Origin of the sequence: Microbacterium gorillae, from assembly GCF_050990725.1 — a bacterium.
GTDB lineage: Bacteria > Actinomycetota > Actinomycetes > Actinomycetales > Microbacteriaceae > Microbacterium > Microbacterium gorillae_A.
This window is the reverse complement of the sequence record NZ_CP158844.1, coordinates 2,308,997-2,330,301: the sequence shown is the minus strand read 5'-3', so window position 1 is coordinate 2,330,301 and position 21,305 is coordinate 2,308,997. Positions and strand designations below refer to the sequence as shown.

Below are 21,305 nucleotides of genomic sequence, written 5' to 3'. Positions count from 1 at the left end.
GTCATATCGTCGCGTATGGCGACGCGGTGGAGGAGTGTCTGGCTCTCGCTCAACACCGCAGTTCGTCCCTTCGGTCTTCTGCCGTCCACGCGTTCTGCACGAACCTGTGAGGCTCACATCCTGGGCGCGTAGCGTCATGGTATGAACACGCAGACACGAACGAGCGGTGTTGTCACCGCCACGCTGGGCCTGAGATCGGTGCTGGTGGGTTCGTTGCCTGCCACCCTGATGACAGACCACTCACCGTCTCGATACTCGGTCGAAACGGTCTTCACGCGGCGACCGGAATACGACGAGGTGAAGGGTGTGCTGGGTACCAGGACGCTCGAAGTCCTGGCCGACGCGGGATATCCGGAGGTGAGGCTGGCCGTTGCTGATCGACGGCTCATCATCTCGAATACGACGTTGGAGGAACTGCGCGACGGGCTTGCGCACGTTCTGGCTGACCGGGTTGCGGAGGTCAGTTCTGGAGTCCAGAACGTCCGTGCCGCCGTGGCGGCACGATGGAGGACGGCCGCGGTGATCGAGGAGTCTCGAGTCACCGCGGTCACGGCCCTGGCGGAGTCGGTGACATTTCTCCCGTCCGACCCGGACGTCGTCGAGCTCGAGGATGACTTCGTCCAGCTGGAGAACTGGGCCGATGAAGGGGGCCACGGGCGCTGAGCGCCTGCGACCTCAGGATGCGTGAGCATCATGAACATCAGGCGCTGGTCGCCACGTGTCGATCTTCCTCAGAACGACGATCTCACCGATCTCACCGAGCTCGTTGGAGCAGGCGGGTCGCATCGACGAGGACACAGCTACTCCTGGGTGGAGATCACGTCGGCCGAACGCGATGACGCCGGCGATGTCGAGACGGCGAACACGATCGCTGACCCGGCCGCTGTCAAAGACCGCAAAGCGCTGCGCGCTGCGCGCCGGACAGATCGGGACGCGGCGCGCAACAACCGGGCGAGACCGGCAGCGGACACGACCCCGGCCCAGCCTCAAGAACACCCTCAGCCTCTTCGAGAAAAGACACAGAGAACATGACCGCCATCATCATCCTCCTCGCGATCTGGGCGGTCCTCACGATCGTGGGGTTCGCGTTCCCGGGCCTCCTCTGGCTCGCCATCGTCGGCATCGTCCTCATGGTCGCCACGCTGACCTTCGGCATCACCCGGCGAGCTGTCAACCGCAAGCAGAACATCTGAGGGCATCACGTCAGCCCGTGTGATCCTGCCTGACCCGGATGCCGCACGGCGAACGGGGTCTCGGGTGCTGGTCTTCTGCCGTTCGGGTGCTCGCTGCGAACCTGTGAGGCTCACATCCTGGGTGCGTAGCGTTGTGGTATGGACATGCAGACACGAACGAGCGGTGTTGTCACCGCCACGCTGGGCCTGAGATCGGTGCTGGTGGGTTCGTTGCCTGCCACGTTGATGACAGACCATTCACCGTCTCGATACTCGGTCGAAACGAGTTTTACGCGGCAGCCGGATCATGATGAGGTCACGGGTCTTCTCGGCACCAGGACTCTGGAGGTCTTGGCCGATGCGGGATATCCGGAGGTCAGGCTGGCCGTTGCGGATCGACGGCTCATCATCTCGAATACGACGCTGGAGGAACTGCGTGACGGGCTTGCGAGCCTTCTGGCTGACAGACTCGCGGAGATCAGCTCCGAAATCCAAGATCTGCGCGCTGCTGCTGCAGCGCATTGGCGTGAGGCGGCTGTGATCGAGGAATCTCGGGTCGCTGCGGTCACAGCGCTGGCGGAATCGGTGGCGTTTCTGCCTTCGGATCCCGACGTCGTCGAGCTTGATGATCGTACCCAATTGGAGAACTGGGCTGCTGAAGGAGGCCACGGGCGCTGAGCGCCCGCGACTTCAGGATGCTGCGTGAGCATCATGAACATGACAGGGCGGACACCGCGGCGTAACCGCGATCAGAACAGCGACTTCACTGAGCTCGCGGCCCTCGTGCGAGCGAGCGGTCTGCTTCGGCGGAGGTATGGCTACTACTGGGCGAAGATCGTCGGCCTCCCCGCGGCGTTGGGCGTTACGCTAGTCGCCTTCGTCTGGATCGGGGACACCTGGTGGCAGCTATTCACCGCAGCGGTGCTTGCCGTGATCTTCACCCAGATCGCGTTCCTCGGACACGACTCAGCACACCGTCAGATATTCGTTTCCGGACGGTGGAACGACTGGGTCAGCCTGCTCTTGGGAGATCTGCTCGTGGGGATGAGCTACGGCTGGTGGCAGCACAAGCACACACGTCACCATGCCAATCCGAACAAGATCGGCGCTGATCCTGACATCGAGTTGCCGGTGATCGTCGTCGCCCCCGGAGGCGCTGAACCCCGGTATGCCGCCACTCGGTGGCTGAGATCGCACCAAGGGGTGTTCTTCTTTCCGATCCTGCTGTTCGAAGGCGTTTCGCTCCATGCCTCGGGTGTGCGACGCGTCCTCGGGCGGGGAACGCTTCCTCGACGCTGGGTTGAGATAGCGCTCTTGGCCGTCCGACTCCTGGCCTATCCCGCGCTGATCTTCCTCGTGCTGTCGCCGGGAATCGCCGTCGTGTTCCTGGCTGTGCAACTGGGCGTGTTCGGGTTCTACATGGGTGTTTCGTTCGCCCCGAATCACAAGGGCATGCCGATCGTGCCGCGCGACGCGAGCCTGGACTTCTTGCGGCGCCAGACCATGATGAGTCGCAACATCCGCGGGAGTCGTCTTCTCGATGTCGCCATGGGCGGATTGAACTACCAGATCGAGCATCATCTGTTTCCGTCCATGCCTCGACCTCATCTGCGCCGTGCTGCTCCCATGATCGCCGCGTACTGCCGAGATCATGGCGTCATCTACACCGAGACGGGACTGTTCGCCTCGTACGCCATCGTTGTGCGCTACATCAATCGAGTGGGCCTTGGTGAACGTGATGTGTTCGCCTGTCCGCTCATCGAGCAGCGCCGCGCGATTGTCCCTTCAGACACACACCATGCCTGAAGACCTTGACCTACGGCGTCGGCACGCTGCTGTCGTCTACAACCCGCGCGCGGTGTCCGTCGATCGGCTGCGTGCCGAAGCCAACGAGCAAGAGCGCAGGCACGGGTGGGCGCCGACTCGGTGGTTCGGCACAAGCCCGGACGACGGCGGCAGAAGCGCCGCCGGGCGTGCCATAAGTTCCATCCCGCGCGTCATCGTCGTCGCGGGCGGCGACGGCACGGTGCGAAGCGTGATCGAAGAGCTCGAAGGCAGCCCCATTCCGTTGGCGCTGGTGCCAGTCGGCACGGGAAGCCTCCTCGCCCGGGACCTGGGTCTGCTACTCGGGGACGTCGCCACGTGCTTGGCTGCGGCGTTCTCGGGCCAAGAGCGGGCCATCGACATGGGTATCGCGGAACTCGAAGGCGCAGACAAGCGTCGGCGGCGACATGTCTTCGTAGTCATGGCTGGCATCGGTCTGGATGCCGAGATGGCGCAAAGCACGAGCGCGGCGGCAAGCGTCGTCTCGGCTGGCTCGCCTATGTGACGCCCATAGCTCGATCGATCATCGCCAACCGCCTCTTTCACGCGGATTATCAGGTCGATCGCGGCCCGCGCCGATCGACCCGCGCTCACACGATCATCGTTGGCAATTGCGGCACACTCGCGGGTCGCTTCCTTCTCATACCTGACGCCGTCATCGATGACGGACTTCTCGACGTTGTCATGATGCGGCCAGCGAGTCGATTCGGGTGGGCGAAGATCGCGGCGCAGCTCACGATGCAGAAGATGGTGCAGTGCTCACCCCGGCGGCGAAGAGTATTCGGAGGTATGTGGCGCACCCAGGCACTGGCATATGTGCAGGGTCGTGAGTTCGATGTCCGATTCGACACCCCGCACGCTGTCGAGCTGGATGGCGACCACTTCGGTCACGTCCTGCGAGCGCGCGTGAGCGTGGGACTCGCAGCCGTCATGCTCCGCGTGCCCCGCGCATGAGCCACCACGTGCGGCCGGATCCCGCTTCGCGGGGTGGTCACCAAGCCGACTAATAGTGGCGCTGCCGCCGTGATGAGCTGATGCAGGGGAGGGCTGCCCTAGGTTTGCCCCACGCCGACAGGAGGCAATGAAGAAGCCCCGTCAGGAATTGCGTCCTGACGGGGCTTTCTTTCAGTGGGCGATACCGGACTCGAACCGATGACCTCTTCCGTGTGAAGGAAGCGCGCTACCAACTGCGCCAATCGCCCTCATGCTCTCGCGAGCACTCTTCGATACTAGCGGATCATTTGGGGCGGTTTGACCAAAACGGGCGACACGCGCGAACCGGTTCCAGTTTGGTCTGCACGCGGGTCTCGGGTAGTGTTGTCCGAGTCGCAAGGGCAACCGAGCGGCAACGCGGATGTAGCGCAGTTGGTAGCGCATAACCTTGCCAAGGTTAGGGTCGCGAGTTCGAGTCTCGTCATCCGCTCGAGTGGGATGGATCTGTGATGGATCCCCTCACGTGGCTTGAGCCACATGGTGACATGGCCGAGCGGCTAGGCACCGGCCTGCAAAGCCGTTTACACGGGTTCGAATCCCGTTGTCACCTCCACCACAACTGAACAGCCCTTTGGGCGCGATTGGCGCAGCGGTAGCGCGCTTCCCTGACACGGAAGAGGTCACTGGTTCGATCCCAGTATCGCGCACAGGAGACGAGGCCCCCACGAGAAATCGTGGGGGCCTCGTCGTTTCGCGAGGGCGACATCGACTCACCCGGGAAGGTCGCGGGTTCGGCGGTGTGCCGATCGTCGGGTAAAGTGGAGGAGTCGTCGCGAGGCGGCATGCGGATGTAGCGCAGTTGGTAGCGCATAACCTTGCCAAGGTTAGGGTCGCGAGTTCGAGTCTCGTCATCCGCTCGGTGGGAGAGATCCCCGACAACTGAACAGCCCTCGGGCGCGATTGGCGCAGCGGTAGCGCGCTTCCCTGACACGGAAGAGGTCACTGGTTCGATCCCAGTATCGCGCACAGAACAACCCCCGGTTTTCCGGGGGTTTTCGTGTTCCCGGACACCTTCTTTGTCTCCCGCCGCGGGTGTTACCGAGCGATCGCGCATCTGAGCGCAGAACCTGGGTGCGTACGCGCGTTTGGGTGAACGCTGAGAGAACGCCGGGCAGGTCTCTTTCGCGAATCGTGTTCCTCTTCTACGGTCGAAGGCAGGTCGTGTCTGTCTCGCAGCAGCGCGATCGTGCACCGATCGGTGCGCCCACCGAACCATGGAGGAACACGTGAATCACCCCGAAACGGGCGACGTTCGGCGTGCGCTGGAAGCGCCGCCAAGTCCACGTCACCGCAGTCTGACGCTGTTCACCGCGGCCACCGTGACCGCGCTCGTCGCCGGTCTCGGTGGCGGCCTGGCGGCCGGTCCCGCGCTGGCCGCGGAGGCCACGCACACCATCGCCGAGGTGCAGGGAAGCGGTGATGTCTCCCCACTCGACGGCCAGACCGTCACGGTGCGGGGCATCGTGACCGGCGACTATCGCGACGGGGGGTATCGCGGCATCGTCATTCAGACGCAGGGAACCGGCGGCGAGACGAAGAGCGAAGGTGCCTCCGATGGCATCTTCGTGTTCCTCGGCAACAACGCTGTCACCCTGGAGCGCGGCGACCTCGTCTCCGTCACCGGCACGGTGGGTGAGTACTTCGAACAGACGCAGGTCTCGGTTGCCGCCGCTGCCGACATCGAGGTTGTCGAAGCGGGCGTCGGCGTTCCCGAGCCCGTTGCGTTGGATGAGTCGGTCCTCGGCACCGATCGCGAACAGTACGAGAACATGCTCGTCGCGCCCACTGGCACCTACCGACTCACGTCGAGCCATGAGCTCTACAACTACGGCACGCTCTGGCTGAGCGCGGGGGAGGACCTCGCCGTCAAGTCCACGGAAATCCTGCGCCCCGGCGCGGACGCGGCTGCAATCACCGCACAGAACGCTGCGCATCGGATTCTCCTCGACGACGGCTGGTCGGCACAGGTCACCAACAACACCCATCCGGGCGAGCAGCCCTACTTCACGACGGACGACGTTGTCCGCAACGGCGATGCCGTGCAGTTCCCGGCTGAGGGCCTCATCCTGCAGTACGGGTTCGACGAGTGGCGGCTGCAGCCGGTGGTCCCGATCGATGACAGCAGCGACGCATCGCACAAGCCGACATTCGTGCCGAGGAATGAGCGGCCAGCGTCGCCGCCCAGCGTCGGCGGAGACGTGAAGGTGGCCACCTACAACGTCCTGAACTACTTCACCACCCTCCGCAGCGAGAACGAGAACGCCCGCGGGGCCGCCACTGCGGAGCTGTTCCAGATCCAGCGATCGAAGATCATCGCCGGCATCGTGGGTCTGGACGCCGACATCGTCGGGCTGATGGAGATCGAGAACAGCATCCAGTTCGGCAAGCCCGTCGACACCGCGGTAGCCGATCTTGTTGCCGGTCTCAACGAGGCCGCCGGATCGGACGAGTGGGCCTTCGTGTCCACGCCGACCGCGTTGCAGGATCCTGCCATTACCGACGTGATCACGACGGCGATCATCTATAAGAAGGCCGCGGTCACCCCGGTAGGGGACAGCACCACGGTTCCGGTTGACGAAACCGTGTGGGGCAACGCCCGCGAGCCGATCGCGCAGACGTTCGAAGCGCACGGCAAGACGTTCTCGGTGATCGTCAATCACCTCAAGTCTAAGAGCCCGCCGGACAAGACCACCCCCGAGCCCGCGGACGAGCAGGGCTTCTTCAACGCCGACCGCGTCGCGCAGGCGCAGCAGGTGCTCAGGCTCGCGGACGCGGTGACCGCCGCGTCGGGAAGCTCCGACATCCTGCTGCTCGGCGACTTCAACGCCTACGCACAGGAGGACCCGATCCAGGTGTTCGCGGACGCGGGGTGGACCGACCTCGTTCCGGCATTCGACGCCTCGCAGTACACCTATACCTTCAACGGTGAGTTGGGCTCGCTGGATCACATCCTCGCCTCCCCGTCACTGGCGTCGTCGGTTTCCGGTGCGGGCGTGTGGAGCATCAACTCGCCGGAGTGGGGCGACCGCGCGTACAACTACGCGGCCGCGGAGGCGGGCACGCCGTTCCGCTCGAGCGATCACGACCCGGCGCTCGTCGGTCTGACTCTGGTGACGGCTCCCGTCGACATCCAGATCGCGACCATCAACGACTTCCACGGCCGGATCGAAGCGAGCGGCGCGTCCGCTGGCGCGGCTTCCCTCGCGACGGCCGTCCAGGAGTTGCGCGCGGAGAACCCGAACACGATCTTCGCGGCCGCCGGCGACCTGATCGGCGCCTCGACGTTCACCTCCTTCATCCAGAACGACAACCCGACGATCGACGCGTTGAACGCCGCCGGCCTGGACGTGAGCGCCACAGGCAACCACGAGTTCGACCAGGGGTGGGCAGACCTTCGCGACCGCATTCAGGATCGGGCGGACTGGGAGTACATCAACGCGAACGTGTTCCTCAAGGGCACCGATGAGCACGCGCTCGCCCCGAGCTGGGTGAAGGAGATCGACGGTGTCCGGGTCGGATTCATCGGCGCGGTCACGGAGGATCTCCCCACCCTTGTGAGCCCCGCGGGCATCGCGGAGCTCGATGTGCGTGGCATTGTCGACTCCGTGAACGCCGTGGCCACCGAGCTCACCGATGGCGACGACAGCAACGGGGAGGCGGACGTGCTCCTCCTCCTGGTGCACGAAGGTGCCACCACCACGGATGTCACGAGTATCACGCCGGAATCCGCCCTCGGGCGCATCGTGTACGGTGTCACGCCCGCGGTGGACGCGATCGTCTCGGCGCACACGCACCTCGCCTACAACCACGTGATCGACGGGCGCCCCGTGATCTCTGCCGGGCAGTACGGCGAGAACATGGGCGTCATGCAGCTCCAGGTCGACCCGACCACGAAGGAACTGCTGTCGATCACGAACGAGATCCGTGCGCTCACGCAGGATGGTGTGCCGATCGCGGCACCGGATCCCGAGGTCCAGAAGATCGTCGATGATGCGAAGGCGGAGGCCGACAAGCTCGGATCCGTCACCATCGGATCGATCACCGCGGACTTCAACCGTGCCGTGCAGTCCGACGGCACCACCGAGAACCGCGGTGGCGAGTCCACGCTCGGGAACTTCGTCGCCGACGTCCAGCGGGAATCGACCGGCGCCGACATCGCCTTCATGAACCCCGGTGGGCTCCGCACCGATCTGCGCTACGCCTCCAGCGGCGCGGGGGATGCCGACGGCAACGTCACCTACCGCGAGGTGGCGACGGTGCAGCCGTTCGCCAACACTCTCGTCACCCTTACGCTCTCGGGCGCTCAGGTGCGTGCGGTGCTCGAGCAGCAGTGGCAGCCCGAGACCGCATCGCGTCCGTACCTCAAGCTGGGCGTCTCGAAGGAGCTGACCTACACGTACGATCCGACGGCACCGGCCGGTTCGCACATCGGGCAGATCCTCCTGAACGGGGAGCCGCTCGATGAGTCGGCGAACTACCTCGTGGCTGTCAACGCGTTCCTGGCGTCCGGCGGCGATAACTTCACCGTCTTTGCCGAGGGAACCGGTGCCGCCGACACGGGGCGGACCGATCTGCAGTCCATGGTCGACTGGTTCGCCGAGCACCAGACGGCGACGCCGGATCTCGCTCAGCGTGCGGTCGGTGTCACGATGCCCACGGCGCCCGCCGACGGGTACCGTCCGGGCGACGTCATCGATATCGCGTTGTCGTCGCTCTCCTTCAGCACGACCGAGACCAAGCCGGCAACGGTCGAGATCTCGTTGGGCGACGATGTCGTCGGAGCCGCAGAGGTGGACGTCACCCCGGTGGACGCCACGGACGAGGTCGGTCGCGCCACCGTCGCGGTCAGCATCCCCGCGGGCGTCTCCGGCGCGCAGGAGCTCGTCGTCACCGCTGGTGACACGGTGTTCGCTCTGCCCATCGCGGTGGCCACGCCGATGCCCACGCCGACGCCGACTGTCACGGCCGGTCCGACCACGCCGGCTCCGGTCCCGTCCGCCACGGGCTCGCTGCCAGCGACCGGTACCGACCCGTTCCCAGCGCTGGCGATCGGCTTGCTGGTGCTTGCCGTTGGCGGGGGCGTCATGATCGCCCGCCGGCGCGTCAACCAGAGCTGATGCGCCGGGCAGTGATGTCCCGTCGAGATGATCGGCGGGGCATCACTGCCGCGTGTGCGACACGCTCGGGGAACCCACGATGTCCGCTCCCGTCGCAAGGATCGGGTAAACTCGAGGAGTCGTCGCAAGACGGCATGCGGATGTAGCGCAGTTGGTAGCGCATAACCTTGCCAAGGTTAGGGTCGCGAGTTCGAGTCTCGTCATCCGCTCAGCAGAACGGCCCCTCGAGATGAGGGGCCGTTTCTCGTTGTGTCGACGTCCTGATCAGAGCAGGAAGATCGAGGCGATGGGGAAAGCGCCGGCAGCGACGACTCCGGCACCCGCCGCGTACGGGACCCATCGCGGCACCGGGCGGAAGCTCTCCCATTTCTGTGCGGCGACCGCCGTCGCGGCCGGAGTCGCGAGGTGCGCGTGACCGTTCCACCACGCCGACACCTGCATGCGGCCGGTGACCACCACGGAGTCGACCAGAGCGCGACCGCTGGAATCCGACGGTACGGCGCGACTGCTGAGCTTCCGGTACTCCTCACGAACGCGTTCCACATCGGTCACGATCACGCGCGCGATCTCCGCTGCGTGACGCTGCAAGCCCAGTCGGTCGCGCTTGGGGAGGGAGAGGTCGTTGGACCGCGCCTGCTCGTCGAACGCCTGGGTCAGCAGCGCCGAGAGCTGATCGTGATAGTGCATCAGCGCGTCCGCGTACAGCCGTCCATGACGCGCGTGCGCGAAGTCCGCCTCGTGCTGCAGTTCGCGCAGCGCATCGTCGGCGGCGAGGAGCTCACCGTGCTGACTCATGCGCCCATTGTACGAAATCAGGTGTGCTGCGGGGGTGTGTCAGCGTCGGTCGCCGCGCGACAGCGCCATGTTCACCAGCGCGCACAGCAGAACAAGGACGGCGGCGACGAACGGCGACCACTGCGCGAGAGCCGTGCCCTGCTCGTCTGCGAGCGTCCCCACGATGGCGGACGACGACGATTGACCCACGATCACTCCCGATCCCACCATCGTCATCAGCGTCGCGCTGCGACCAACGGGAGTGCGCATTGCCGCGAACGTGTACACCGTGACGATGAGCGGGCCGATCCCGATGCCCGTGACGGCAAGCGCCCAGATCATCTGCTCCACCGTGCGTGCCGACGCGATCAGCACTGCGCCACCCACGAGGATGATCGCGAACACCAGCCAGCGATAGCGGGGTGTGAAGCGCGCGGGGAACACCGCGACCGCGAGCGCGAGGATCGCGGAGCCGACGCCCATCACGCCGTAGAGCAGGCCGGCGGCCTCCTTGTTGCCCGCGTCCACCATGAACGAGGTGAGGGAGGTGAGGGTCGAGCCGAAGAAGAAGCCGATGCCGAGGACTCCCGCCACGAGCACGAGAACGCGCGGGTGGAACAACTCCGCGACGGGTGCCTGCACGAGGGGGACGTCGGCGTCGACGTGCGTGGAGGTTCGTCCGGATGGGTGCAGGGCGAACGCACCCACGAACACGAGGGTGAGGACTGCTGCGCCGATCATCGGTGCCGCGGGGTTCAGCGTCGTGGCGAGGAGCCCGACCAGTACGGGCCCGAAGACGAAGACGATCTCGTCGGCGGACGACTCGTAGGCGAGCGTCGCCGATAGGGTCTTCGCACGACGAGAGCGCTCGATTCGACGATCGATGATCGAGACGAGTCGACTACGGGACATGGGGGAGACCTGCGGGGCGGTGGCTCCCACCAGGATCGCGACGACAAGCACCCAGGGATCGGCCACCGGAGCGAACGCCACCCACGCCATGAGGAGCAGCGCCAGGCTGTTGCCGATGCCGGCGGCCAGGAGCACCGGTCGCTGGCCGTAGCGATCGGCTGCCGCACCGAGCAGGGGGCCGATGAGGGCGGTGCCGAGCCCGACCGCCGCTGAGGTGAGCCCGCCGAGGGTGAGGGAGTCGCGTGCGGCGACGACCAGCGTGAGGACTCCCACCACGTTCATCGCGAACGGAAGCCGTGCGAGGAAGGCGACGGGGAAGTAGGCCAGCCCCGCAGCGCGGATCAGGTTGGCTGCCGGGGCAGTGGTGGATGCATCGGACGGCGCGGACGCCGGCTGAGCCGTGTCTGACATCGTTTCTCCTGGGAGTTTCGGCGCGGCTTGTGCCGCCGTGCCGCCAGGGGCGGAGGTAGATACACCGGGTGTCAGGTTGCATGGCCGCGGGGGATGCAACGGCACCAGTCTACCGGGTGCAGGTTTGTGCGTCCCATACCAGGAAATCGCGCCAGTACGCTCGTCGTGTGAGAACGCGCATCCGAGCCGGTTGGCGCTGGCTTCGAACGGCCATCGCCGAGCCGAGTCTGCAGCGAATCGAGGCCATCGCGCTGCTCGCGGCGGCGAGCGGCGGAGTCATCGCCGGGCTGTTGGCGCTGGTGACGTTCGCCTTCCGCACCGTTCCCATCGCCGGTGCGGATTCGATCGGTCAGTTCGCCGCGGTGACAGCAGCTGTGGTCGCCGTCCTGGCTTTCGCTCTGGCATCGTGGCTCGACTACCTCCGTACCCGAGAGCGCCCGAGGTTCCTCGACATCGTGGACGGCATCGCGCTCGCACTGGCGTATGGCGTCATCGCCGCGCTGTCATGGTCGCTCGTCGCCGACATCCTGGCGCGCGGGTTCGTCGATGCGGATGTCTACACGGTGCCGTCCGCGCTGATCGCCGCATCTGTCGCGGCGATCACTGGCTACGTCGTCTTCATCTCGGCATCACAGCTCGATCTCACCCAGTTCGCTCTGATCCTCGCCGTGTTCCTGGTTCAAGGCGTGCTGGCCGCAACGCTGTCCGCGGACGATCCGCACTGGTGGGAGGACAATCTGTCCGCGCTCGGCATGGTGGGAGAGACGTCGTCGAGTCTGTTCAACCTGACGGTGATCGTGGCAGGTGTGCTCGTCACCGCTCTCGCCCGCTATGCGACGCGCGGACTCTGGGCGCGCGACCCGCGCGGCACCCGTAACGTGCGCATCGGGCTGATCGTCATCGGGTGCTGTCTGATGGTGGTCGGGCTCATCCCGGTGAATGTCTCGTTCCTCGTGCACACGGGTTTCGCGAGCGGCATGCTGGTGGTGTTCGCCGGCATGATCGTGATGATCGCCCGGTGGATTCCCGGTATCGCGCGTTCCTTCGTCGTACTGGGATGGACGTTCCTCGGGATCAGCGCAGGCCTCGTGCTCTTCTTCGTCGTCGGCTACTACACCCTCACCGCGGTGGAGATCGTCGCCGGCGGGCTGGTGTTCACGTGGATCCTGCTCCTGATTCGCGCGATCGACGCGTTGGTGCGCGACACGACACCCGACGCTGCTGCCGTCGAGCAGGTCGTATGAGTGGCGCGGAGCTCGCCGCAGCGATCACGGCGGCACTGCGGGCCGAAAGCGATCCGCAGCGTGCGCCGCGGCAGCAGGAGTACATGAAATCGGCGCTGCCGTTCTTCGGGGTTCCCGTGCCGCGCGCTCGGCGCATCGCCACTGACGCTGCGCGAGGGACTCGCGATTCTGCTGTTCTCCGCGACGCGGCGGTACGGCTCTGGGACGGGGCTGTCGCTCGCGAGCAGTGGTACGCCGCTCTCGCGCTGCTTGCGCTTCGGCCCCATCGCGGCGATCCCGTGATCCTTCCTCTTGTCGAGAAGTTCGTGCGCAGCGGCCAGTGGCGGGACATCACCGACGAGCTGGCGCACCGTGTCGCCGAGCTGCTGGACGCGGACGCTGTTGCCATGTCCGCGGTGGTGCGCGAGTGGATGGCGGATGAGAACCTCTGGATCCGTCGGCTGGCGATCCTCAGCCAGCTGGGCCGACGCGAGCGGGTGGACCGGCAGCTGCTCGCGGACACGATCGAGGCCAACGTCGCCGATCGTGACTTCTTCATCCGCAAGGCGATCGGGTGGGCTCTGCGCGAGGCGGCACGGGTGGATCCGGAGTGGGTCCAAGCGTTCCTCGCAGAACATTCCGCGCTGAGTCCGCTCAGTGTGCGTGAGGCGTCCAAGCACCTCTGAACCGGGACCAGTGTGATCACAATGCCCGTGTCGCCTTGCGCGGTGGTTCGCGGAAGGCCACGATATTCGCCGGGAGGGGACGCATGAGCGATCACACTGAGGGTTTCTACCGGCACGGCCTCAGCCGGATGTTGGGACGCAGCACCACGGAGCACGGGCGGGTGGCCTCGCCGTTGGAGCTACTGTTCGACCTGGTCTTCGCCGCCGCATTCGGCGTGCTGGGGACACAGTTCGCGCACGGTATCGCCATCGGGGAGGTCATGCCCGCGCTCGGTGCATTCGCCTTCGGCGGCGCCGCGATCATCTGGGCCTGGATCAACTACTCGTGGTTCGCATCCGCCTTCGACACGGATGACTGGGCGTTCCGCCTGATGACCATGCTGCAGATGGCGGGCGTGATCGTGCTGGCGATCGGCCTGGCACCGATGTTCGAATCCCTGGAGCACGGCGAGCAGCTGAACAACCAAGTGCTCGTTGCGGGATACATCGTCATGCGCGTGGCGATGATCGGGCAGTGGCTGCGCGCCGCACGCAACCCGGAACACCGGACCACTGCGCTCACGTATGTGGTCTTCATCGCGATCGCCCAGGTCGGCTGGATCATCGTCGCCTGGGTTCCGATGACGCTGGTCGCCACCCTCATCGCCGCAGCACTGTGCTGGGTCGTGGAGCTCGGGGGACCGATTGTCGCCGAGCGCCGGTCGGCGAACGGCGGCACTCCCTGGCACCCGCACCACATCTCCGAGCGGTACAGCCTGCTCGCGATCATCACCCTCGGTGAGACCGTCATCGGCACCATCGCCGCGGCTCAGGAGGTGACGGCCGAAGAAGGCTGGAGCGCGAACTCGATCGTCGTCATCGCGGCGGGAATCGCGATGACTTTCGCCCTCTGGTGGACCTACTTCCTGCTGCCGTCGGCTCCGATCCTGGAGGTGCATCGCAAGCGCGCCTTCGTGTGGGGCTACGCGCACGCCATCATCTTCCTTGCGATCGCCGCTGTCGGCGCCAGCCTTCACCTGATCGGGTACGTCTTCGATCCCGAAGTGCACATGCCGACGGTCACGGTCATCGTCGCTCTGGCGGTCTCCGTCATCGTCTACAGCCTCGCCCTCTACGGCCTCCATGCCTGGCTTACACGCGAGCCCACGAAGAACATCGGACTGCAGCTGCCGGGTGTGCTGCTGCCGGCGCTGGCGATCGTCCTCGCCGTCGCCGGACTCCCGCTGTGGCTGTGCCTGCTCGTCCTGCTGGCAGGGCCCGTCGGCGTCGTCATCGCTTACGAGACCGGAGGGTGGCGCGGCGTCGACGCCCAGCTGCGTCGTGCCGTGGCAGTGGGGCGAACCGTCGGGGCGTAGACTCGTCGCATGGATTTCGCCCGGCTGACTCGTACGAGCGATGACTTCGTCGTGCTCGCGGTCACCGGCACGCGAACGACCCAGGCCTGAGCGGGCGGGGCGCGGGAGCGTCCGAAGCTGAGTTGCCGACATCCATTGCTAACTGGAGAATCTTCGTGTCTGAGAACCCCCAGCCGTCCTATCCCTGTGACGGATTCGCCCTCTTCACCGATCGTTCCGTCGTCGCCATGCACGTGAACGGCGAGCAGAAGGACCTCGCCACGGTCGTCACCGAGACCGATGTCGTCGAGCCGATCATCATCTCGAGCCCCGAAGGCCTCGCGATCCTGCGGCACTCGACGGCCCACGTTCTCGCGCAGGCCGTGCAGAAGCTCAACCCGCAGGTGGACCTCGGGATCGGCCCGCCGATCACCGACGGCTTCTACTACGACTTCGGTGTGGAGAACCCGTTCACGCCCGAGGATCTCAAGGTCATCGACAAGGAGATGCAGCGCATCATCCGTGAGGGCCAGCGCTTCGTGCGCCGTGTGGTCACCGAGGACGAGGCGCGCGCTGAGCTTGCCGATCAGCCGTTCAAGCTCGAGCTCATCGGCCTGAAGGGCGGTGGCGCCGAGGGTGCCGATGTCGAGGTCGGCGAGGGCGAGCTCACCATCTACGACAACGTCCGCAAGGACGGCGAGGTGGCCTGGAAAGACCTGTGCCGGGGTCCGCACGTGCCGAACACGCGCATGGTCGGCAACGGCTGGTCGCTCACCCGTACGGCCGCCGCCTACTGGCGCGGATCCGAGAAGAACCCGCAGCTGCAGCGCATCTACGGCACCGCCTGGCCCACCAAGGACGAGCTGCGCGCCTACCAGGAGCGCATCGCTGAGGCAGAGCGTCGCGATCACCGCAAGCTCGGTGTGGAGATGGACCTGTTCTCGTTCCCGGACGAGATCGGATCGGGGCTCGCGGTCTTCCACCCCAAGGGCGGCATCATCCGGTACGAGATCGAGGAGAACCTGCGCAAGCACTTGCTGCGCAACGGCTACGACCTCGTGAACAGCCCGCACATCACGAAGAAGGATCTCTTCATGACGTCGGGTCACCTGCAGACCTACGCGGACGGCATGTTCCCCCCGATGCACCTCGACGAGGTCGTCGACGATGAGGGCAACATCACGCGTCAGGGCCAGGACTACTACCTGAAGCCCATGAACTGCCCGTTCCACAACCTGGTCTTCCGTGCCCGTGGACGTTCGTACCGCGAGCTGCCGCTGCGCCTCGCCGAGTTCGGCACCGTCTACCGCTATGAGAAGAGCGGAACGCTGTCCGGACTCACCCGCGTGCGTGGACTGACCCAGGACGATGCACACATCTACGTCGCCCAGGATCAGGTCCGCGAGGAGCTCACCACCAACCTGAACCTCGTGCTCTCGCTGCTGCGCGACTACGGTCTCAATGACTTCTATCTGGAGTTGTCGACCAACGAGGAGGGCAACCCGAAATTCCTCGGGGAGCCCGAGCAGTGGTCCACCGCGATCGAGACTCTTCGCGAGGTGGCGCTGGAATCCGGACTGGAGCTCGTGGCCGACCCGGGTGGTGCGGCCTTCTATGGGCCGAAGATCTCCGTGCAGGCACGCGACGCGATCGGTCGCACCTGGCAGATGTCGACCATCCAGCTGGACTTCAACCAGCCGGAGCGGTTCGAGCTGGAGTACACCGGACCCGACGGCGCCAAGCACCGCCCCGTGATGATCCACCGCGCCCTGCTCGGCTCGGTCGAGCGGTTCTTCGCGATCCTGCTGGAGCACTACGCGGGCGACTTCCCGCTCTGGCTGGCTCCGGCTCAGGTCGTGGGCGTGCCGGTCGCGGAGCAGTACGCCGACTACCTCGAAGAGGTCATCGGAACGCTGAAGGCCGCCGGGGTGCGCGCGGAGGTCGACCACTCCGACGACCGCATGCAGAAGAAGATCCGCAACCACACCACCGCGAAGGTTCCGCTGATCCTCATCGCCGGTGAGCAGGACCGTGCGGCCGGAACCGTGTCGTTCCGCTTCCGCGACGGCACGCAGCTCAACGGCGTTCCGGTGGCTGATGCTGTCGCCCGCATCACGAAGGCGATCGCCGACCACGCGCGCATCATGACGGAGTCCGACTTCGCATGAGTGACGAACCGGAACTCGAGCTGGCGGCCGACTTCGTCGGTGTCCCCGACGAGTTCCAGCGGCTCTGGGTCCCGCACCGCATGGTGTACATCGAGGCGGGACCCGAGCCGCATGTCGCGGACTGCCCGTTCTGCTACGCGCCCACGCGGCCCGACGAGAAGACGCTGATCGTCCACCGCGGCAAGACCGCGTACGCGCTGCTCAACCTTTTCCCCTACAACTCCGGCCATCTGCTGGTATGCCCGTATCGGCATATCGCGATGTACGACGAGGCGACCGAGGAAGAGGTCGCGGAGATCGGTGCGATCACCCAGACGGCGATGCGCGTGCTGCGTGAGGTGGCCCGCTGCGACGGGTTCAACCTCGGTATGAACCAGGGCGCGATCGCCGGCGCCGGCGTCGGCGGACACCTGCACCAGCACATCGTGCCGCGGTGGGGCGGCGATGCGAACTTCCTGCCGATCATCGCCAAGACGAAGGCGCTGCCGCAGCTGCTCGGGGAGATGCGTCAGACGATCGCCCTCGGGTGGCCGAAGGACTGACCCCGCCCTCGTGCACGGAGCCGCGCAGCGGTAGATTCGTTGCGCGCGGCTTCGCGCAGCGACGTCAGGGGAGCGACATGTCGGAGCGGGAGTATCCACCGCAGGAGCCGGGGGACGGACAGCTGAACCCGGCGCAGTCTCCGCGGGGGGAGTATCCACCGCAGGGGCAGGGGAATCCGCCGGTTCCCGGGCCTCGGCAGTATCCGCAGGGATCGCAGGCTCCGTACCCACAGGGACAGGGGGCTGCGTACCCTCCCGGGCAGTACCCGCGGGGGCCGCAGGCTCCTCATCCGCAGGGGCAGTACCCGCGGGGACCGCAGGCTCCGTATCCGCAGGGGTCGTATCCGCCGCAGGGGCAGCGGGCTCCGTACCCGCAGGGACAGAATCCGCAGGGGCAGGTGCCGCAGGTTCCGTATCCGCAGTATTCGCGGGCACAGGATCCACGGGGACAGCAGCCGCCGTATCCGCAGGTGCCGCGGGCGTACCCGCCGGGACATCCGAACGGTGTTCAGCCGGGCGTGGTGCCGTCCACCGCGGTGGCCGCGCGACCACGCCGCCCGGTGTGGCCCTGGCTCGTGGGCGGCGGAGCGGTCGTCGCTATCGGGCTGATCGCAGCGTTGACGATCCCGCCACTGCTGGCACCACCGAGCGGCCCGATCGCTGCCACCCCCGATGTGACGATCTTCCCGGCCGATCCTTCCCCGACGGCGGATCCCGGCACGCCCAGCGATTGGTCGACGGTTGCGGAGTCGACCCCCGCGGAGGACGACATGGCCGCCGTCTTCGCCGAGCGTGACGCGTTCTTTGCCGCTCAGCAACAGCCGATGGACGGATCGGAGCTGACGCCGAAGACGCCGGACCAGCAGCAGTTCATCGACGACCAGACGGCCTGGGTCGAGCAGCAGGGTGGGACCGTCACGTCTCAGGCGGTCAGCATCTGGCTCGCGCTGGCGATCGACGGGTGCGAGACCGCGATCCTGAACGCGCACGATGTCGACTCGTCGATCTTCGCGATGCACGTGAGCACGTCACCGCTGATCAGCGCCCTCGTCGCCCAATCCGACAACCCCGACGCGGAGCCGAACCTCGCGCAGACGATGGTGTTCGGTATGGGCTACATCTGCCCGAGCGACGGAGCGCAGTGGTCGACGCTGTGGGACGAGGCCTACGACGGGTGACGCTGCTGCTCAGTGCAGAACGGCGAGAAGCACGCCGACCGCGATGAAGAGCGCCCCGAAGATGCGGTTCAGCGTGCGCTGACCGCGGGCGGTGCGCGTGAAGCGGCGGAAGCCCTGGGCCGCGACGGCGAAGAACCCCCACATCACCGCGATGTCGACGACGATGCACGTGACGGCGACGATCACGTACTGCGGCAGCTGAGGCTGGTCGGGCTTGACGAACTGCGGCAGGAACGCGAGGAAGAACACGATCGCCTTCGGATTGAGCAGGTTCACCCAGAGCCCGCGCCGGAACATCGCCCAGCGCGACTCGGTGCGCGTGGCCGGTGTCGTAGCGGCCCCATCTTCGTCTGTGACGGGCTCGACTTTCGCGAGGATCTGCCGGATGCCGAGATACACGAGGTAGGCGGCACCCGCGTACCGGATGACGGCGAAGGCGATCGGCGAGGAGGCCACCAGCAAGCCGACACCGGCTGCGACGATGGCGATGTGCACGACGAGAGCGGCCTGCTGCCCGAGGATTCCCCAGATCGCGCGACGGTGTCCGTGGCTGAGCGCGTTGCCCATCGTGTTGATGGCGCCGGCACCCGGCGTGAAGCTGATGACGACACAGGCCAGGAGCAGGGTGACCCAGAGCGAGAGCTGCACGACGGTCAGCTCGCCGCGGCGATGGACGCCACCAGGTCGCTGACGAGGGTGGATCGCTCATCGTCGTCGAGCTCATGCACTGTCAGGCGTAGGTGGTGAGAGGGCGCGTACGGTGCAAGCCGGAACTCGTCACCTGTACGCGCCAGCCAGCCGCGCCGCATCAGCTGCTCGGCCGCAGCCCGCGCGGGGACGGGGAGCGGGAGCCAGACGTTGAGACCGTCAGAGGAGACAGCCGGCAACCCTGCGGACGCCGCCGCCGCGGCGAACTCAGCATTGCGCGCGGCGTAGTGGTCGGCGGCCGCTGCGATCTCCTCCCGTACCTCTACGTCGGTGATGAGCCCGACCACCAGGCGCTGCAGAATGTGACTGACCCAGGTCGTTCCGGGGCTGAGGCGGAGCCCGAGGCGTGCGGCCGTGTCGGGATCGGATGCCGTGACCGCGAGGCACATGTCGGGACCCAGGAACTTCGACACGGATCTGACGAGAGCGAAGCGGCGGTGATCGGGTCCGATCAGCGACTCATACGGCGCACGGGAAAGCATCGAGAAGTGATCGTCTTCCACGATCAGGACGTAGGGATGATCCGCCAGCACCCTGCGAAGCTCCGCGGCGCGACGAGGGCTGAGGCTCGCCCCGGTGGGATTCTGTGCCCGCGGAGTCACCACGATGGCGCGCACACCCGCATCCAGAGCCGCGCGCAGTCCCGCGACCGTCATTCCCTCATCATCGACGGGCACGGGGACCGCGCGGTAGCCGCCGAGGCGCACCGTATGGATGCTGGCGAGGAAGCACGGATCCTCGAGTCCGACGGCGTCGTCACGCACCAGCGCCTGCGCGAGCAGGCGCTCCACGGCGTCGACTGCTCCGCTGGTGATCGTCAGCGAGAACCCTTCGGGCTGCAGGTCGGCTCCCACCCACTCGCGCGCCCAGCGTTCGAGATCGGTATCCACGACGGCCTCGCCGTACAGGATCGGTCTTCCGACGGCTTGGGCCAGAGCACGCGACGGATCGGGGATGCGCGCGGGGTCGGGGTTGCCGGAGCCGATGTCACGCAGAACGCTGTCGGGTGCGAAACCCTCCTGGGCAGAGCGCGCAGACCCACTCACACGCGTTCCGGCTCGGCCACGTGATTCCACGAGTCCGGCGCTCGCCAGCTGACGGTAGGCGGCCACCACGGTGTTGCGGTTCATGCCGAGGAGGTCGGCCAGCGCGCGCACGGGCGGGAGCGCGTCACCAGCGGCGAGGGCACCACGTTCGATGAGTGTTCGCAGCTCGTCCGCGAGCTCCGCGGCGGTAGCGCCCCGCAGGCCGCTGAAGTGGTCGTCCATCGGCTCGATCCTATCGTCCGACCACCTTTGGGCAATTGGCCTATGCCAAAACGTGTATTGTCATGTTCGTGCGGCGAACGACGCCGCGAGAGGAGTCCCCATGACCGAGAACCGCACTGCAACGACGCGCGTGAAGCGCGGCCTCGCCGAGATGCTGAAGGGCGGCGTCATCATGGACGTCGTCACCGCTGAGCAGGCACGCATCGCCGAAGATGCCGGAGCGAGCGCGGTCATGGCGCTGGAGCGGGTGCCCGCAGACATTCGCGCCCAGGGCGGAGTCGCACGCATGAGCGACCCCGACCTCATCACGGACATCCAGGCGGCAGTTTCGATCCCGGTGATGGCGAAGGCGCGCATCGGCCACTTCGTGGAGGCGCAGGTGCTGCAGAGTCTCGGCGTGGACTACGTCGACGAATCCGAGGTGCTCTCACCCGCGGACTACGTCAACCACATCGACAAGTGGAACTTCGAGGTGCCGTTCGTGTGCGGCGCGACGAACCTGGGGGAGGCGCTGCGCCGGATCACCGAGGGGGCGGCCATGATCCGGTCCAAGGGTGAGGCCGGCACCGGCGACGTGTCGGAGGCGACCCGCCACATTCGCACGATCACCGCCGAGATCAACGCGCTCAAGGCGAAGACGACCGACGAGCTGTACGTCGCCGCGAAGGAGCTGCAGGCCCCCTACGACCTGGTGCGCGAGGTCGCGGAGACCGGGGCTCTTCCCGTCGTGATGTTCGTCGCCGGCGGCGTCGCGACCCCCGCCGATGCGGCGATGATGATGCAGCTGGGCGCGGATGGTGTGTTCGTCGGCTCCGGCATCTTCAAGTCCGGCAATCCGGCCGCGCGGGCTGCCGCCATCGTGAAGGCGACTACGTCGTTCCAGGACGCGGCCCTCATCGCGCAGGTCTCCCGTGGCCTCGGCGAGGCGATGGTCGGCATCAACGTCGCCGACGTGCCGGCGCCGCACCGCCTGGCCGAGCGCGGCTGGTGAAACG

18 protein-coding genes and 7 tRNA genes are annotated in these 21,305 nt (G+C 66.4%); 20 read left to right on the top strand and 5 right to left on the bottom strand.

Features of this window, described 5'->3' with window-relative positions; translation table 11 throughout:
• Window positions 1-141 precede the first annotated feature (141 nt).
• The 6 genes from ABTV68_RS10590 (at window position 142) to ABTV68_RS10565 (ending at window position 3,950) form a co-directional block, all read left to right on the top strand.
• Window positions 142-663 (top strand): hypothetical protein, encoded by a 522-nt coding sequence (locus ABTV68_RS10590; RefSeq protein WP_433673624.1) that lies wholly within the window; start codon window positions 142-144, stop codon window positions 661-663.
• Between the two features lie 365 nt (window positions 664-1,028).
• Window positions 1,029-1,193 carry a hypothetical protein gene (locus ABTV68_RS10585; protein WP_433673623.1) on the top strand — a complete coding sequence of 55 codons (165 nt, stop codon included), beginning with the start codon at window positions 1,029-1,031 and terminating at the stop codon, window positions 1,191-1,193.
• 138 nt (window positions 1,194-1,331) lie between these two features.
• Window positions 1,332-1,850, top strand: coding sequence for a hypothetical protein (locus ABTV68_RS10580; RefSeq protein WP_433673622.1), 519 nt, complete (start codon window positions 1,332-1,334; stop codon window positions 1,848-1,850).
• A 33-nt stretch (window positions 1,851-1,883) separates the two neighbouring features.
• The gene (locus ABTV68_RS10575; protein ID WP_433677595.1) at window positions 1,884-2,978 is read left to right on the top strand and encodes a fatty acid desaturase family protein; all 1,095 of its coding nucleotides are present in this window, start codon (window positions 1,884-1,886) and stop codon (window positions 2,976-2,978) included.
• Window positions 2,971-3,501, top strand: a complete 531-nt coding sequence (locus ABTV68_RS10570; protein ID WP_433673621.1) for a diacylglycerol/lipid kinase family protein — start codon at window positions 2,971-2,973, stop codon at window positions 3,499-3,501. The genes ABTV68_RS10575 and ABTV68_RS10570 overlap by 8 nt, the downstream gene beginning before the upstream one ends.
• Window positions 3,498-3,950 (top strand): diacylglycerol/lipid kinase family protein, encoded by a 453-nt coding sequence (locus tag ABTV68_RS10565; protein WP_433673620.1) that lies wholly within the window; start codon window positions 3,498-3,500, stop codon window positions 3,948-3,950. The genes ABTV68_RS10570 and ABTV68_RS10565 overlap by 4 nt, the downstream gene beginning before the upstream one ends.
• A 175-nt stretch (window positions 3,951-4,125) precedes the next feature.
• Here ABTV68_RS10565 and ABTV68_RS10560 read toward each other — a convergent pair.
• A tRNA-Val gene (locus ABTV68_RS10560) sits at window positions 4,126-4,198 on the bottom strand.
• A 148-nt stretch (window positions 4,199-4,346) separates the two neighbouring features.
• On the opposite strand from ABTV68_RS10560, the gene ABTV68_RS10555 reads away from it, so the two are divergent.
• From ABTV68_RS10555 to ABTV68_RS10525, 7 genes are all read left to right on the top strand, one after another.
• Window positions 4,347-4,419, top strand: a tRNA-Gly gene (locus tag ABTV68_RS10555).
• Window positions 4,420-4,468: 49 nt separating this feature from the next.
• A tRNA-Cys gene (locus tag ABTV68_RS10550) sits at window positions 4,469-4,542 on the top strand.
• A 22-nt stretch (window positions 4,543-4,564) separates the two neighbouring features.
• A tRNA-Val gene (locus ABTV68_RS10545) sits at window positions 4,565-4,636 on the top strand.
• Window positions 4,637-4,773: 137 nt separating this feature from the next.
• A tRNA-Gly gene (locus ABTV68_RS10540) sits at window positions 4,774-4,846 on the top strand.
• Window positions 4,847-4,883: 37 nt separating this feature from the next.
• Window positions 4,884-4,955: transfer RNA gene (locus ABTV68_RS10535), tRNA-Val, on the top strand.
• 260 nt (window positions 4,956-5,215) lie between these two features.
• Window positions 5,216-9,106 (top strand): ExeM/NucH family extracellular endonuclease, encoded by a 3,891-nt coding sequence (locus tag ABTV68_RS10530; RefSeq protein ID WP_433673619.1) that lies wholly within the window; start codon window positions 5,216-5,218, stop codon window positions 9,104-9,106.
• A gap of 136 nt (window positions 9,107-9,242) precedes the next feature.
• Window positions 9,243-9,315: transfer RNA gene (locus ABTV68_RS10525), tRNA-Gly, on the top strand.
• A 55-nt stretch (window positions 9,316-9,370) separates the two neighbouring features.
• Here the strand turns inward: ABTV68_RS10525 and ABTV68_RS10520 are convergent.
• Together ABTV68_RS10520 and ABTV68_RS10515 are read right to left on the bottom strand one after the other, a co-directional pair.
• Entirely contained in the window at window positions 9,371-9,901 is a 531-nt protein-coding gene (locus ABTV68_RS10520) for a hypothetical protein (RefSeq protein WP_433673618.1), read from the bottom strand.
• Window positions 9,902-9,940: 39 nt separating this feature from the next.
• On the bottom strand, window positions 9,941-11,203 hold the full coding sequence (locus tag ABTV68_RS10515) for an MFS transporter (protein WP_433673617.1): 1,263 nt from the start codon (window positions 11,201-11,203) through the stop codon (window positions 9,941-9,943).
• Window positions 11,204-11,370: 167 nt separating this feature from the next.
• Between ABTV68_RS10515 and ABTV68_RS10510 the strand changes: the two genes are divergently transcribed.
• The 6 genes from ABTV68_RS10510 (at window position 11,371) to ABTV68_RS10485 (ending at window position 18,334) form a co-directional block, all read left to right on the top strand.
• Entirely contained in the window at window positions 11,371-12,447 is a 1,077-nt protein-coding gene (locus ABTV68_RS10510; RefSeq protein ID WP_433673616.1) for a DUF998 domain-containing protein, read from the top strand.
• Window positions 12,444-13,112: a DNA alkylation repair protein gene (locus ABTV68_RS10505; RefSeq protein ID WP_433673615.1), complete on the top strand. Its 669-nt coding sequence runs from the start codon at window positions 12,444-12,446 to the stop codon at window positions 13,110-13,112. The genes ABTV68_RS10510 and ABTV68_RS10505 overlap by 4 nt, the downstream gene beginning before the upstream one ends.
• 83 nt (window positions 13,113-13,195) lie before the next feature.
• Window positions 13,196-14,467, top strand: a complete 1,272-nt coding sequence (locus ABTV68_RS10500; RefSeq protein ID WP_433673614.1) for a low temperature requirement protein A — start codon at window positions 13,196-13,198, stop codon at window positions 14,465-14,467.
• A gap of 227 nt (window positions 14,468-14,694) precedes the next feature.
• The gene (thrS, locus tag ABTV68_RS10495) at window positions 14,695-16,614 is read left to right on the top strand and encodes a threonine--tRNA ligase (protein ID WP_433677594.1); all 1,920 of its coding nucleotides are present in this window, start codon (window positions 14,695-14,697) and stop codon (window positions 16,612-16,614) included.
• The gene (locus ABTV68_RS10490; protein ID WP_433673612.1) at window positions 16,611-17,156 is read left to right on the top strand and encodes an HIT family protein; all 546 of its coding nucleotides are present in this window, start codon (window positions 16,611-16,613) and stop codon (window positions 17,154-17,156) included. The genes thrS and ABTV68_RS10490 overlap by 4 nt, the downstream gene beginning before the upstream one ends.
• 77 nt (window positions 17,157-17,233) lie before the next feature.
• Window positions 17,234-18,334 carry a hypothetical protein gene (locus tag ABTV68_RS10485; protein ID WP_433673611.1) on the top strand — a complete coding sequence of 367 codons (1,101 nt, stop codon included), beginning with the start codon at window positions 17,234-17,236 and terminating at the stop codon, window positions 18,332-18,334.
• Between the two features lie 9 nt (window positions 18,335-18,343).
• Here ABTV68_RS10485 and ABTV68_RS10480 read toward each other — a convergent pair whose 3' ends face one another.
• Window positions 18,344-18,982 carry a LysE family transporter gene (locus tag ABTV68_RS10480; protein ID WP_433673610.1) on the bottom strand — a complete coding sequence of 213 codons (639 nt, stop codon included), beginning with the start codon at window positions 18,980-18,982 and terminating at the stop codon, window positions 18,344-18,346.
• 5 nt (window positions 18,983-18,987) lie between these two features.
• Window positions 18,988-20,310 (bottom strand): aminotransferase class I/II-fold pyridoxal phosphate-dependent enzyme, encoded by a 1,323-nt coding sequence (locus tag ABTV68_RS10475; protein ID WP_433673609.1) that lies wholly within the window; start codon window positions 20,308-20,310, stop codon window positions 18,988-18,990.
• Window positions 20,311-20,410: 100 nt separating this feature from the next.
• On the opposite strand from ABTV68_RS10475, the gene pdxS reads away from it, so the two are divergent.
• Window positions 20,411-21,301: a pyridoxal 5'-phosphate synthase lyase subunit PdxS gene (pdxS, locus tag ABTV68_RS10470; protein WP_433673607.1), complete on the top strand. Its 891-nt coding sequence runs from the start codon at window positions 20,411-20,413 to the stop codon at window positions 21,299-21,301.
• Window positions 21,302-21,305 lie beyond the last annotated feature (4 nt).

Coding starts and splice junctions, on each gene's coding strand:
- ABTV68_RS10590 (WP_433673624.1), top strand. CDS start 142: ATGAACACGCAGACACGAACGAGCGGTGTTGTCACCGCCACGCTGGGC.
- ABTV68_RS10585 (WP_433673623.1), top strand. CDS start 1,029: ATGACCGCCATCATCATCCTCCTCGCGATCTGGGCGGTCCTCACGATC.
- ABTV68_RS10580 (WP_433673622.1), top strand. CDS start 1,332: ATGGACATGCAGACACGAACGAGCGGTGTTGTCACCGCCACGCTGGGC.
- ABTV68_RS10575 (WP_433677595.1), top strand. CDS start 1,884: ATGAACATGACAGGGCGGACACCGCGGCGTAACCGCGATCAGAACAGC.
- ABTV68_RS10570 (WP_433673621.1), top strand. CDS start 2,971: ATGCCTGAAGACCTTGACCTACGGCGTCGGCACGCTGCTGTCGTCTAC.
- ABTV68_RS10520 (WP_433673618.1), bottom strand. CDS start 9,901: ATGAGTCAGCACGGTGAGCTCCTCGCCGCCGACGATGCGCTGCGCGAA.
- ABTV68_RS10515 (WP_433673617.1), bottom strand. CDS start 11,203: ATGTCAGACACGGCTCAGCCGGCGTCCGCGCCGTCCGATGCATCCACC.
- ABTV68_RS10505 (WP_433673615.1), top strand. CDS start 12,444: ATGAGTGGCGCGGAGCTCGCCGCAGCGATCACGGCGGCACTGCGGGCC.
- ABTV68_RS10500 (WP_433673614.1), top strand. CDS start 13,196: ATGAGCGATCACACTGAGGGTTTCTACCGGCACGGCCTCAGCCGGATG.
- thrS (WP_433677594.1), top strand. CDS start 14,695: ATGCACGTGAACGGCGAGCAGAAGGACCTCGCCACGGTCGTCACCGAG.
- ABTV68_RS10490 (WP_433673612.1), top strand. CDS start 16,611: ATGAGTGACGAACCGGAACTCGAGCTGGCGGCCGACTTCGTCGGTGTC.
- ABTV68_RS10485 (WP_433673611.1), top strand. CDS start 17,234: ATGTCGGAGCGGGAGTATCCACCGCAGGAGCCGGGGGACGGACAGCTG.
- ABTV68_RS10475 (WP_433673609.1), bottom strand. CDS start 20,310: ATGGACGACCACTTCAGCGGCCTGCGGGGCGCTACCGCCGCGGAGCTC.
- pdxS (WP_433673607.1), top strand. CDS start 20,411: ATGACCGAGAACCGCACTGCAACGACGCGCGTGAAGCGCGGCCTCGCC.